The following is a 12,758-nucleotide window of genomic DNA, read 5'->3' on the forward strand; positions in this document are numbered from 1 at the left end:
ACCCGATGCGAACCGTAGGTGTGGAGGAAGAGCTGCTGCTGGTCGGGACCGACTCGGGGCGTGCGGTGGCCCGGGCGACCCAGGTCCTCCGGCGGGCCGAGGTGCTCGCCGGCAGCCGGTCCTCCGGGATCTCCGCCGCGGCGTCCTCGACCCCGGGGTCGAGCATCGACGGCGAGCTGCAGCGCGAGCAGGTCGAGACCGACACCGCTCCCCACCACGACATGACCGCGCTCGGCGAGGAGCTCCTCGAGTGGCGGGTGCGGGCCGACTCCGCCGCCCGCCGCGAGGGCACCCGCGCCGTCGCCCTGGCCACCTCCCCCCTCCCCGCCGAGCCGAGCGCCGCCGACGACGAGCGCTACCAGCGCATCGTCGAGCGCTACGGCCAGATCGGGCGCGAGCAGCTCATCTGCGGGTGCCACGTCCACGTGTCCGTCGACTCCGACGACGAGGCGATCGGCGCCCTGGACCGGGCGCGCGTCTGGCTGCCGACCCTTCTCGCGCTCAGCGCCAACTCCCCCTTCTGGCAGGGCGGGGACTCCGGGTACGCCTCCTACCGGCCCGAGGTGATGATCCGCTGGCCCGTCGCCGGGCCTCCCGACGTCTTCGGCTCGGCCGCCGCCTACCGGCGGCGGATCGAGGAGATGATGGCCACCGGCGTCATCCTCGACGAGGGCATGGTCTACCTCGACGCCCGGCCCTCACGCTCCTACCCGACGCTCGAGCTCCGGGTGGCGGACGTGTGCCAGGACGCACGCGACACCGTCCTGCTCGCCGCACTCTCGCGCGCGCTCGTCGAGACGGCCGCCGGGCAGTGGGCGTCGGGCGACCCCGCCCCGGACGTGCCCACCCAGATGCTCAGGCTGGCGACGTGGCAGGCCTCCCGCTACGGCACGGGCGGTGAGCTCCTCGACCCGTTCACCCACCGGCCGCGTCCGGCGGGCGAGGTGCTCGACCTCCTCGTCGCCCACGTGCGCCCCGCGCTCGAGGAGTACGGGGACACCGAGCTCGTCCTCGACGGACTCGCCCGCCTGCAGCGCGTCGGCACGGGTGCCGACCGTCAGCGGCGGGTGCTGGAGCGCACCGGCAGCCTGCACGACGTCGTCCAGGCCGCGGTGCGCATGACGCTGGGACAGGAAGGAGAGGGCTGATGACCTCACTGTGGCTGGGCGCCGGGCCGGGGACGGTGCCGGACGCCGAGCGGCTCGCCGCTGAGCCGGTCACCGGACGCTACGACGTCGCCGTCGTCGGTGCGGGACTCACCGGGCTCGCGACCGCCGTCCTGCTCGCACGGGCCGGGGTGCGCGTCGTCGTGCTCGAGGCGCGGTGGATCGGGGCCGGCACGACCGGCCACTCGACGGCGAAGGTGTCGCTCCTCCAGGGCACCCGGCTCTCGGCCATCGGTGCCCGTCACGGCGAGGACATGGTGCGCCAGTACGTCACGGGCAACCGGGTCGGCCAGGAGTGGCTTCTCGCCGAGAGCGCCCGGTGGGACGTGCCAGTCCAGCGCCGTGCCGCCCTCACCTACGCGGCCGGTCCCCACCAGCTGCCCGCCGCCGAGGACGAGCACGCCGCGGCGCTGAGGGCCGGCTTGCCCGTCGAGTGGCACGAGGAGCTCTCCGCGCCCTTCCCCGCGCTTGCCGGCACGTGGCTCGCCGACCAGGCGCAGGTCGACCCCGTCCAGCTGCTCGCCGCGCTCGCCAGGGCGGCACAGGACGCCGGAGTCGTCATCCGGACGGGTGCCCGGGTGACCGAGCTGCGCGGCAAGGACGGCGCCGTCGCGACCAGTCGCGGCACCGTCCACGCCGACCGTGTCGTCCTCGCCACCGGGACCCCCTTCGCCGACCGCGGGGCCTACTTCGCCCGCCTCGAGCCGCAGCGGTCCTACGTGCTCGCGCTGGAGGTCGACGCGCCCACCGACCTCCCGATGTCCATCACCGCCGGCACGCCGACCCGTTCGCTGCGCACGGCGCCGCACGGGGACGGGGAGGTCGTCCTCGTCGGCGGCGCCTCGCACGTCGTCGGCCGCACGGAGTCGCCCCGTGCCCGGGTGGAGAACCTCCTCAGCTGGGGGCGCCGCTGGTTCCCCGACGCGCGGCTCGTCGCCCGCTGGTCGGCCCAGGACTACCACCCCGTCGACGAGCTGCCCTACGTCGGGCCGCTCGTGCCCCGCGACACGCGCGTCCACGTCGCCACCGGCTTCGCCAAGTGGGGCATGACCAACGGCGTGGCCGCCGCGCACCTGCTCGCCGCGGCCCTCGTGGGTGAGACGCCGGAGTGGTGCGACGCGTACCGCACGTGGAGCCGCCACGAGATGTCCGGTCTCACCGAGGCGGTCCGGCTCAACGCCGGCGCTGCCGCACGGCTCGCGGGCGGGTACGTCCGGGCGATGACCGCCCCCGAGACCGGTTCGGCGCCGACGACGGCAGACGCGTCGGCCGCCGAGCAGGCGGACGCCACGCCCGTCCAGGAGGGCGGTTCGGACGCGGACGGGACGGCGGCCCCGGAGGCGCCGGCCGAGGGCACCGGCTGCGTCGTGCGGCACGGTCTGCACCCCGTCGCCGTCTCGACCGTGGACGGCGTCACCCGTGCCGTCTCGGCCGTGTGCCCCCACCTGGGCGGGGTGCTGCGCTGGAACGACGAGGAGATGTCCTGGGACTGCCCGCTCCACGGGTCGCGGTTCACCGCCGACGGCGAGCTGCTGGAGGGTCCTGCGACGCGCGGGCTCGCCACCCGATGACGTTCGCCTGGCAGCGGGTCGCGCTACCGAGGGACGTGCGGAGTGCCTCGTGGTGGCGCGAGCGGTGGCGGCGCAACCCCCGGCTCGCACTGGCCATCCGGGCGGCACTTGCGGCCGCGATCGCGTGGGCGGCCGTGGGCCTCCTCCCCGGCCCGGCCGCCGACTACCCGTACTACGCGCCGTTCGGCGCGGTCATCGCCACGACCTTCACCCTCGCCGGCTCGGTGCGTGAGTCGCTGCAGTCGGTGCTGGCCATCGTCGTCGGCGGCGCCGTCGGGTGGGCGGTCGACCTCCTGCCGGCCACCGGGCCGGCGGCTGTCGCGCTCGTCGTCGTCCCGTCCGTCGTCCTCGCCGGGTGGCGGCTGCTGGGCTCGATGGGCAGCTGGGTCCCCACGGCCGCGCTGTTCACCCTCATCGTCGGGCACGGGGAGGAGATGTACGTCGGCGCCTACGCCGGGCTCACGCTCTTCGGGGCCGTCATCGGCATCCTCGTCAACGCCGTCCTGCCGCCGCTCCCGCTCGCCCCCGCCCAGGCCACGATCGCCCGGTTCCGCGCCACGCTGGCCGGGGACGTCGCCGCGCTCGCCGCGCTGCTCGACGGGGAGGAGCTGCCCTCGCTGCGGGAGTGGGACGACGAGCACGCCGTTGCCCCGCGCGAACGGGCCGCCATGGCCGCGGCGGTGACGGAGGTCGGGGAGGCGGCCCGCCGCAACCCCAGGGCGCGGCGGTACACCGCCTCGATCCAGGCGCTGCGGTACGAGGCGCGCACGCTCGACCGGCTCTCGCTCGTCGTCAGCGACCTCGCCGACCTGCTCCTCGGGGGCGTCGGCGACACCGACCGGGTCGAGGCACTGTCCGGAGGGACGCGCGAGCTGGTCCGCGACGCCCTCGGCACGATCGCGGCGGCGCTCGAGAACGTCACGGACGCCGGTACCGAGAGCGTGGAGGGCGGGCCTCCCTCGAGCCGCGAGGCGCACCGCGCCGTCGAGGAGGCGCGCCGCATCGCGCCCAGGCGGGACGACCAGCTCCTCGTCGACTCCGTGCTCGTCTCCCTGCGCCGGGCCTCGGACTCGCTCGCCCAGATGGAGCGGACCGACTGAGGTCCGTCGCGCTCACGGCCGTGGCGCGCCATGATGGGGGGCGATCGCCCACCGAGCCCAGGAGCAGCACCGTGCCTCATCCCCAGGACATCTCGACCACCCCCGAGTGGGCCGCGCTCGAGGATCACGCCGCGCGCACCGCGCGGACCACCCTGCGCGAGCTGTTCGACGCCGACCCCGAGCGGGGCACCCGGCTGGCGCTGGAGGTGGGCGACCTCTACGTCGACTACTCGAAGAACGACGTCACCGACGAGACGCTCGCCCTGCTCGTCCGGCTGGCCGAGGCCGCCGGGCTCGCCGAGAAGACCGAGGCGATGTTCCGCGGCGAGCACATCAACTCCACCGAGGACCGCGCCGTCCTCCACACCGCGCTGCGCGCGCCGCGCGGCAGCGGGCTGGTCGTCGACGGCCAGGACGTCGACGCCGACGTCCACGCCGTCCTCGACAAGATGGCCGCGTTCAGCGAGCAGGTGCGCAGCGGCGAGTGGCGCGGCCACACCGGCAAGCGGATCGACCACGTCGTCAACATCGGCATCGGCGGGTCGGACCTCGGGCCGAAGATGGCGACCATCGCCCTCGCGCCCTACGCCACGCCCGACATCCGCTCCTCCTTCGTCTCCAACGTCGACGGCGACGACATCGCCGCCGTCCTCGCCGCCGCCGACCCCGAGACGACCCTCTTCATCGTCGCCTCCAAGACGTTCACGACGATCGAGACCATCACCAACGCGACGACGGCGCGCAGCTGGCTCCTCGCCGCGCTCGGTGACGAGGCCGCCGTCGCCAAGCACTTCGTCGCCGTGTCGACGAACACCGAGAAGGTCGCGGCGTTCGGGATCGACACCGCGAACATGTTCGGCTTCTGGGACTGGGTGGGCGGCCGGTACTCGATGACCTCCGCCGTCGGCCTCTCGCTCATGATCGCCATCGGGCCGGACAACTACCGCCAGATGCTCGACGGCTTCCACACCGTCGACACCCACTTCCGCACCACCCCGCTCGAGCGCAACGTGCCCGCCCTGCTCGGGCTCATCGGGGTGTGGCACCGCAACTTCCGCGGTGCGGCGACGCACGCCGTGCTGCCCTACAGCGAGAACCTCTCGCGCTTCCCCGCCTACCTCCAGCAGCTCGACATGGAGTCCAACGGCAAGTCCGTGACGATCGACGGCTCGCCGGTGTCGGTCCAGACCGGTCCGGTCGTGTGGGGCGAGCCGGGCACCAACGGGCAGCACGCGTTCTACCAGCTCATCCACCAGGGCACCCAGACGGTGCCGGCCGACCTCATCGGCCTCGTCCACCCGGGCGAGGAGGTTCCGGGCCACCACGACCAGCTCACCGCCAACCTCCTGGCGCAGGCCGAGGCGCTGGCGTTCGGCAAGTCGGCGGACGAGGTGCGGGCCGAGGGCGTGCCGGAGGAGCTCGTCGCGCACAAGACGTTCGCGGGCAACTCCCCCACGACACTCCTGCTCGCCCCGCGCCTGACCCCGGCCGTGCTCGGGCAGCTCGTCGCGATCTACGAGCACAAGGTGTTCACCCAGGGCGTGGTGTGGGGGATCAACTCCTTCGACCAGTGGGGCGTGGAGCTCGGCAAGGTGCTCGCCAAGCGGATCGAGCCCGAGCTCAGCGCCGAGGAGGAGCCCGAGCTCGCGCACGACTCCTCGACCAACGCGCTCATCCGCCGCTACCGCCGCCTGCGCCGCTCCTGACCGCCACCGGGGCGGCTCTCCTGCCGCCCCGGTGCTCCGGCGGCTTGCCGGGCGCGCGGTTCCTGCCACCAAGTCGGCTCAGCAGCCCTCGGGAAGCGCCTCCCCGCGGCGTGTCGTCGGCGAGTCGCTGACTTGGTGGCAGGAACGCACGCGGCAGGGTGCGCGCGGCACGCGAGTCCGGCTCGGTCCGGGAGTCCGGCGCGCGGTTCCTGCCACTGAGTCACCTGAACGGGCGCCGGGGAGCGCTTCCCTGCGGCGTGTCGCGGGCGTGCCGCGGACGTGGTGGCAGGAAAGGCCGCGTGAGGCGCAGCCGACGCTGACGCGCGCGCCGGCGGCGCCGCGCGTGAGGCGGCGGGTCAGGCGAGGTGGGTGCGGACCCAGGCGATGTCGGCGCGGTGCTCCTCGACGCCGCCGGGGGTCTCGACGATGACGGGGGCGTCGGCGGCGCGGAGCAGGTCGGCGAGCTCGTCGGCGGGCAGGGTGCCCTGGCCGAGGTTGGCGTGCCGGTCGGCGCCGGAGTCGAAGGCGTCGCGGCTGTCGTTCGCGTGGACGAGGTCGATCCGCCCGGTCACCGCGCGCACCCGGTCCACGAGCCCGGCGAGCTCCTCACCGCCCGCGTAGGCGTGGCACGTGTCGAGGCAGAAGCCGACGTCGGCTCCGCCGTCCGCCTCGAGCACGGCCGCCCACAGCTGCTCCAGGCGCTCGACGCCGCGCGCCATCGCGCGGTTGCCGCCGGCGGTGTTCTCGATGAGGACGGGCACCTTCGCGTCGAGCTGGTCGATGCACTTGCGCCAGTTGTCGAAGCCGACGGCGGGGTCGTCGGCCGCGAGCACGTGCCCGCCGTGGACGATGATCCCCGCGGCGCCGATCTCGGCCGCGGCGTCCACCTGCTTCTGCAGCAGCTTGCGGCTGGGGATGCGGATGCGGTTGTTCGTCGTCGCGACGTTGAGGACGTACGGCGCGTGGACGTACAGCGCCACGCCGGCCTCCTGCGCGGCGGCCCGCAGCGCCTCGGCGCCCCCGGGGTAGCGGACCTCGGGGCTCTTCCACCCCTGGGGGTCGCCCAGGAAGAACTGGACGGCGTCGGCCCCGCGTGCGCGGGCCTCGGCGATCGGGTCGGTCTGCTCGACGTGCGCTCCCACAACGGCCATGCACCGACCCTAACGTCTGGCGTCCCCACCGCCCCCGCCTCGCCCGCCGCCGTAGAGTTGGTCCTGCCGCCGATGCCACTGGGAGAACAGCCGATGCCGACGTCCGACGCCGCCCTCCTCACCGGGATCCGCCTGCGCAACGCGGAGCGGAACCTCGGCCTGTACGGAGTCCACCTCCACCGGGAGGGTCACGAGCCGGTCGAGCACCGCTTCCGCAACGACGACCTCGTCAACGTCTACTCGGGTTCCAAGGCCTTCACCGCGGTGGCGGTCGGGATGGCGCAGGCGGAGGGCCTGCTCGACCTCGACGACCCCGTGCTCGGCTTCTTCCCCGGGCAGGAGCACGCCGACGGCGTCGAGGCCATGACCGTCCGTCACCTGCTCCAGATGACGAGCGGGAACACCTTCACCTGGTGGGGGCCGGGCCAGGAGGAGCAGACGGACCTGCTCGCCGGGTTCCTGCGCTCCGAGCTCGTCGCCGAGCCGGGCGCGCGGTTCGAGTACTCCAACGGGTGCACCTACGTCCTCAGCAGGGTCGTCCACGCCGTGAGCGGACAGGACCTGCGTGACTACCTCCTCCCCCGGCTCTTCGACCCGCTGGCCATCCACAACCCGCAGTGGATGCGCTGCCCGCTCGGGTTCAGCCGCGGAGCCACCGATCTGTTCCTCCGCACGAGCGAGTACGCCCGCCTCGGCCGGCTCCTCCTCCAGGAGGGCCGCTGGGAGGGCGAGCAGCTCGTCCCCGCGTCCTACGTGCACGCGATGCACACCGACGTCGTCGAGACGCAGGGCTTCACGGACACGGAGTCGCAGGCCGGCTACGGCTACCAGGTGTGGGGCTGCACGCCGGAGGGCGCGTGGCGCGCCGACGGCATGTACGGCCAGTTCTCCGTCGTGCTGCCCCAGCAGCGCGCGGTCGTGACGACGACGGCGCACAACGAGGCCGCGTCCAACGACATCCTCCGGGCGGTCTGGGACGAGCTCCTGCCACTCCTGTGAGCACCCCCGGCTCCGGCCGCCGCCGGTGACGGAGTCCGCCTCCCCGCGCACCGCGTGAAACACGCGGGTAACGTCCGGGCCCATCGCGCGAAACACCGCCCGCCTACCGTCCGACGAAGGACGCGGCACCTTCGGAGCGCGTCCGAGCCCTGACGCAGCTGGAAGGACGGACCATGCCACCCACCCGCCGAACGAGGGGGGCAGCCGCCGGCGCCCTCCTGGTCGCGTGCACGCTCCTGGCCGTGCCCGCGGCCGCCGCGCCCACCGTCGCCGCGCTCACCGTCGACGCCCCGCAGACCGTGCCGGTCGCCCAGCGGGTCACCGTCGACCTCACGCTCGACGACGTGAGCGACGTCTACGCCTACGAGCTCGGCCTCGTCTTCGACGACGCGGTCCTCTCCCTGGCCCCCGACGCCGCGGCCACCGGCCCGGACGGCGGGTTCGACGCGCTCACCGCCACCGTCGACGGCGCCACGCTCGTCCACACCCGGCTGGGCACCTCCCCCGCGCTCGCCGGCGACCTCACGACGCAGGTCGAGCTCCTCGCGGTCGGGGCGGGCACCTCCGACATCACCGTGCAGGCCGCGCTCGTCGCCGCCGACGGGACGACGACGTCGGTCGAGGCCCCCGTCGCGACCGTCACCGTCACCCAGGTCGTCGAGCCGACGACGCCGCCGCCCGCGGAGCCGGCCGTCCCCGAGCCGACCGCCGACCCCGAGCCGACAGCAGCCGACCCCGCTCCCGCGGGTGCGGACGCCGGCACCCCGCCGCGCGCCGGCGGCCCGCTCGCCAGCACCGGCGCCGACGTGCGACTCGTCGGCGCGCTCGGCGCCCTCCTCCTCGCCGGGGGCGGCACCGCCCTCGCCGTGCGCCGCGCCCGGGCAGGTGCGCGATGACCCTCGTCCGCCAGTCCCGCAGGAGCACCCCCGTGACCACCCGCCGCACGGCCCTCACCGTCGTCCTCGTCGGCGGGCTCGCGCTCGCCGCGACCGCGACGGCGCAGGGCGCGCCCCGGCCCGCCGCCGCGACCCTCGAGCTGCCGCGCTACTACGCCGAGCTCGACCTCACCGGCGACGGCCAGGTGACCCCCGCCGACCTCGCCGTCCTCACCGGCGCGCTCGGCGCCACCGACGGCGAGCCCGCCTGGGTGCCCACCGCCGACGTCGACGACGACGGCGTCCTCACCGTCACCGACCTCGCCGCCGTCGCCCAGCGCATGGTCTACGACGACGGCCCGTTCGAGATCGTCGAGGCCTCGGTGATCGACATGCAGGCCGCGATGAACGCGGGCGTGACGACCTCCGTGGAGCTCACCCAGGCGTACCTCGAGCGGATCGAGGCGTACGACCGTGCCCTCCTCGACCCGGAGGGCCGCCCACTCAACTCCGTCATCACGACGAGCGACGTCGCCCTCGACGCCGCCGCCGCGGCCGACGCGACCCGCGCCACCAGCGGGATGACGAGCCTGCTGCTGGGGGTGCCGGTGGCCGTCAAGGACAACGTCAACACCGCCGACATGGCGACCACCGGCGGCTGCGGCTGCTGGGAGGACAACGAGACCGGCACCGACGCGACGATCGTCTCCGGCCTGCGCGCCGACGGCGCGGTCGTCCTCGCCAAGGCCAGCCTCGACGAGTTCGCGTTCGGCTTCGTCTCGGAGTTCTCGACCGGCCTCGAGCCGGGCACCACGCTGCTCGTGGCCAGCCCCTACGACACCCGCCGCAGCGCCGGCGGCTCCAGCGGCGGCACGGGCGCGGCGGTCTCCGCCAACCTCGTGGGCCTCGGGTTCGGCACCGACACCGGCGGCTCGATCCGCGTCCCGTCCTCCTACAACCAGCTCGTCGGCGTGCGGCCGACCATCGGCCTGGTGAGCCGCGCGGGCATCATCCCGCTCGCGCTGAGCCAGGACACCGCCGGCCCGATGGCGCGCAGCGTCGTCGACGCCGCCGTGGCGCTGGACGCCGTCGTCGGGGTCGACCCTGCCGACCCGGTGACCGCCGACCAGGCGGGCAAGGTGCCCGCGTCCTACGCGACCTCCCTCGACGTCGACGCGCTCGACGGTGCCCGCATCGGGTACGTGACGTCGATGGTGGGCACCAACGCGACGACGACGCGGCTCTTCGCCGAGGCCACCGCCACCCTCGAGGCGCTCGGCGCGACCGTCGTCCCGCTCGAGGCGCCCGCGGGCCTCTCCGACGTGCTCGCCGAGCCGAGCGGGAGCACGAACGAGTTCCGCCACGACCTCGAGGAGTACGTCGCGGCGTACCTCGCCCCGCAGGTCGAGGCGCGGACCCTGGAGGAGATCGTCGCGACCGGGCACTTCGTCACCTCGCGCCAGCGCACCTACGAGTCCCGCGCCGCGGTGACCGAGGAGGTCTACCAGGCGTGGGCGGGGCCCGAGGGCAGCCACACCCGGGCCCTGGTGGCGGGGCAGGTGCTCGTCACCTCGTTCATGGACGAGCTCGGCCTCGACGCGCTCGTCTACCCCACCGGCACGCCGTACGGCACCGTCGGCCAGAACATGCGGCTGAGCCCGAACACCGGGATGCCGTCGGTCACCGTGCCGATGGGCCAGGCCATCGAGGCCGACGGCACGGTCACCGGGGCCGGGGTCAACCTCGAGCTCCTCGGCCGGGACTACTCCGAGGGGACGCTGCTCGGGTTCGCCTACGCCTTCGAGCAGGCGACGACGGCGCGCACGACGCCGGCGCTGTACGGCCCGCTCGGCTGACCCGACGCTCGTCCCGGAGGTGCCCCGCGCACCTCCGGGACGAGCGCGCCGTTCAGCCCGACCGGCGACGCGGCAGGGGGACCCGGTCGAGGTCGTGGGCGACGAGGACACGCGCGTCCCCCGCGGCGGCCTGGGCCTGGGCGCGCAGCGGCTCGAGGTCCGGGTAGCGCGAGGAGAAGTGGGTGAGCAGGAGCGTGCGCACCGACGCGGCGGCGGCCAGCGCCCCCGCCTGTCCGGCGGTGAGGTGGCGGTACTCCGCGGCGAGCGCGACGTCCTCGTCGGCGAAGGTCGACTCGGCGACGAGCAGGTCCGCGCCGTCGGCGAGCTGCTGCGCACCGTCGCACGGGGCGGTGTCCATGACGAGGGCGAAGCGCTGGCCGCGCCGCGGCACGCTCACCTCCGCCAGGCTCACCCCACCGACCCGGCCCTCGCGCTGCAGCCGGCCGACGTCGGGCCCGTGCAGCCCGGCGGCGGCGAGCCGCTCCGGCACCAGGGTGCGCCCGTCGGGCTCGACGAGGCGGTAGCCGTAGGTCTCCACGCGGTGGTCCAGCGGCGCCACCTCCAGCCCGGGCGCCACCTCCCCCGCACTGCGGTGCGGGTGCAGACGCAGGTCCAGGCCGGGCGAGGCGACGGACACGAGCGCCCGCACCACCTCCTCCCCGCTCGCCGGGTAGTGGAGGTGGACGGGGTGGCTGACGCCGTCGAGGACCATCCGCGAGAGCACGCCGGGCAGGCCGTAGCAGTGGTCGCCGTGGACGTGGGTGAGGCAGACGTGGTGCACCTGGGTGGCCGAGACGCCGGCGTGGGTCATCTGCCGCTGGGTGCCCTCACCCGGGTCGAAGAGGTAGCCGCGTCCGTCCCACAGCAGCAGGTAGCCGTTGTGGTTGCGGGTGCGGGTCGGCACCTGGGAGGCCGTCCCGAGGACGACGAGCTCACGCACGGCGCGATCGTACCGGCGCCCGCGCCGGACACCCGGCCCGCCCCGGCCGAGCTGCTCGGTACGCTCGCCCCGCCCGGCCGAGCGGGCCGGGCCCCGATCGACCAAGGGAGCACACGCGTGACCGTCACCCCCGACCTGCGCGACTTCATCGCCGGCCTGCCCAAGGCGGAGCTGCACCTCCACATCGAGGGCACCCTCGAGCCGGAGCTGAAGTTCACCCTCGCCCAGCGCAACGGCATCGAGCTCGAGCACGCCACGGCCGAGGAGGTGCGGGCGTCCTACGACTTCGACTCCCTCTCCTCCTTCCTCACCGTGTACTACGACTCCATGCGGGTGCTCGTCACCGCGGACGACTTCTACGACCTCGCGACCGCCTACCTCACCAAGGCGGCGAGCCAGAACGTGCGCTACGCGGAGATCTTCTTCGACCCGCAGGCGCACACCTCCCGGGGCGTGCCCTTCCCGACGATCGTCGGTGGCCTGCGCCGCGCCGTCCTGGACGCGCGCCGCGACCTCGGCATCCACGCCGAGCTCATCATGTGCTTCCTGCGCGACTTCTCCGCCGAGCACGCGATGAGCACGCTCATGGAGTCACTCCCCTACCGCGACTGGATCCTCGGCGTCGGTCTCGACTCCGACGAGCGCGGCAACCCGCCGGCGAAGTTCGCCGCCGTCTTCGCCCGCGCGCGCCAGGAGGGCTACCTCCTGACGATGCACTGCGACATCGACCAGGAGGGCACCCACGAGCACATCCGCCAGGTCATCGAGGACATCCGCGTCGACCGGATCGACCACGGCTCCAACGCCTTCGAGGTTCCCGAGCTCGTCGCCGCCATCAAGGAGCGCGACCTCGGCCTCACCTGCTGCCCGATCTCCAACGGCTGGGTGGTCGACGGCGTCAAGGAGACCGAGATCGTCGGCCTCCTCGAGCAGGGGGTCAAGGTGACCCTCAACTCCGACGACCCGGCCTACTTCGGCGGGTACGTCGCGGAGAACTACGAGCGGCTCGCCGAGGTCGCGGGCCTGGGCCGCGAGCAGCTCGTCCAGCTCGCCCGCAACTCCTTCGAGGTCGCCTGGCTCAGCGGCCGGGAGCGCGAGCGCTACCTCGCCGAGCTCGACGCCTACGCCGCGGGGGCCTGACCCGCGAAGGCGCCCCCACCGCCGAGGACCCGCGCGCGGAAGCGCTCGGCGACCCGGCGGTGGGTGGCGGCGTCGGGGTGCAGCTCGTCGGGCAGCGGCAGCTCGGCGCAGTCGGCCGGGCCGTAGAGCTCGCGCCCGTCGAACAGGTTCGGGTCGTGCGCGGCGCGCAGGACGTCGGTGGTGATCGTCCAGGTGTCCGGCACGCCGGCTGCTCCCTCGTCGTCGGCGCCTCGGGTCACGGCGGCACCGTACTC

10 protein-coding genes and 1 pseudogene are annotated in these 12,758 nt (G+C 74.4%); 8 read left to right on the plus strand and 3 right to left on the minus strand.

Annotation, left to right across the window (positions count from 1 at the left end; genetic code table 11):
• Positions 1–5: 5 nt before the first annotated feature.
• From FE251_RS07550 to pgi, 4 genes are all read left to right on the plus strand, one after another.
• The gene (locus FE251_RS07550) at positions 6–1,148 is read left to right on the plus strand and encodes a glutamate--cysteine ligase 2 (protein ID WP_139948395.1); all 1,143 of its coding nucleotides are present in this window, start codon (positions 6–8) and stop codon (positions 1,146–1,148) included.
• A complete protein-coding gene (locus FE251_RS07555) occupies positions 1,148–2,737 on the plus strand; it encodes an FAD-dependent oxidoreductase (protein ID WP_139071706.1) in 1,590 nt (529 codons plus the stop codon). The genes FE251_RS07550 and FE251_RS07555 overlap by 1 nt, the downstream gene beginning before the upstream one ends.
• Positions 2,738–2,772: 35 nt before the next feature.
• Complete coding sequence (locus FE251_RS07560) at positions 2,773–3,837, plus strand: aromatic acid exporter family protein (RefSeq protein ID WP_168202680.1); 1,065 nt, start codon at positions 2,773–2,775, stop codon at positions 3,835–3,837.
• Positions 3,838–3,908: 71 nt separating this feature from the next.
• Complete coding sequence (gene pgi / locus FE251_RS07565) at positions 3,909–5,543, plus strand: glucose-6-phosphate isomerase (protein WP_139071956.1); 1,635 nt, start codon at positions 3,909–3,911, stop codon at positions 5,541–5,543.
• A gap of 356 nt (positions 5,544–5,899) precedes the next feature.
• Here the strand turns inward: pgi and FE251_RS07570 are convergent, their stop codons facing one another.
• A complete protein-coding gene (locus FE251_RS07570) occupies positions 5,900–6,694 on the minus strand; it encodes a deoxyribonuclease IV (RefSeq protein WP_139071957.1) in 795 nt (264 codons plus the stop codon).
• Between the two features lie 93 nt (positions 6,695–6,787).
• On the opposite strand from FE251_RS07570, the gene FE251_RS07575 reads away from it, so the two are divergent.
• From FE251_RS07575 to FE251_RS07585, 3 genes are all read left to right on the plus strand, one after another.
• The gene (locus FE251_RS07575) at positions 6,788–7,693 is read left to right on the plus strand and encodes a serine hydrolase domain-containing protein (protein WP_139071958.1); all 906 of its coding nucleotides are present in this window, start codon (positions 6,788–6,790) and stop codon (positions 7,691–7,693) included.
• 173 nt (positions 7,694–7,866) lie between these two features.
• Positions 7,867–8,589 (plus strand): hypothetical protein, encoded by a 723-nt coding sequence (locus FE251_RS15495; protein WP_168202681.1) that lies wholly within the window; start codon positions 7,867–7,869, stop codon positions 8,587–8,589.
• Positions 8,586–10,424, plus strand: a complete 1,839-nt coding sequence (locus tag FE251_RS07585) for an amidase family protein (protein ID WP_179954781.1) — start codon at positions 8,586–8,588, stop codon at positions 10,422–10,424. Before FE251_RS15495 ends, FE251_RS07585 begins: the two co-directional genes overlap by 4 nt.
• A gap of 52 nt (positions 10,425–10,476) precedes the next feature.
• On the opposite strand, the gene FE251_RS07590 is transcribed toward FE251_RS07585, so the two are convergent.
• Positions 10,477–11,364, minus strand: coding sequence for a ribonuclease Z (locus tag FE251_RS07590; RefSeq protein ID WP_139071960.1), 888 nt, complete (start codon positions 11,362–11,364; stop codon positions 10,477–10,479).
• Between the two features lie 117 nt (positions 11,365–11,481).
• On the opposite strand from FE251_RS07590, the gene FE251_RS07595 reads away from it, so the two are divergent.
• Positions 11,482–12,504, plus strand: a complete 1,023-nt coding sequence (locus tag FE251_RS07595) for an adenosine deaminase (RefSeq protein ID WP_223147583.1) — start codon at positions 11,482–11,484, stop codon at positions 12,502–12,504.
• On the opposite strand, the pseudogene FE251_RS07600 reads toward FE251_RS07595, so the two are convergent.
• Positions 12,486–12,734 (minus strand): annotated as a pseudogene (locus tag FE251_RS07600) (lipase); the annotation flags it as partial. The gene FE251_RS07595 and the pseudogene FE251_RS07600 overlap by 19 nt on opposite strands.
• Positions 12,735–12,758 lie beyond the last annotated feature (24 nt).

The organism is Georgenia wutianyii (assembly GCF_006349365.1).
GTDB classification, from domain to species: Bacteria; Actinomycetota; Actinomycetes; order Actinomycetales; family Actinomycetaceae; genus Oceanitalea; species Oceanitalea wutianyii.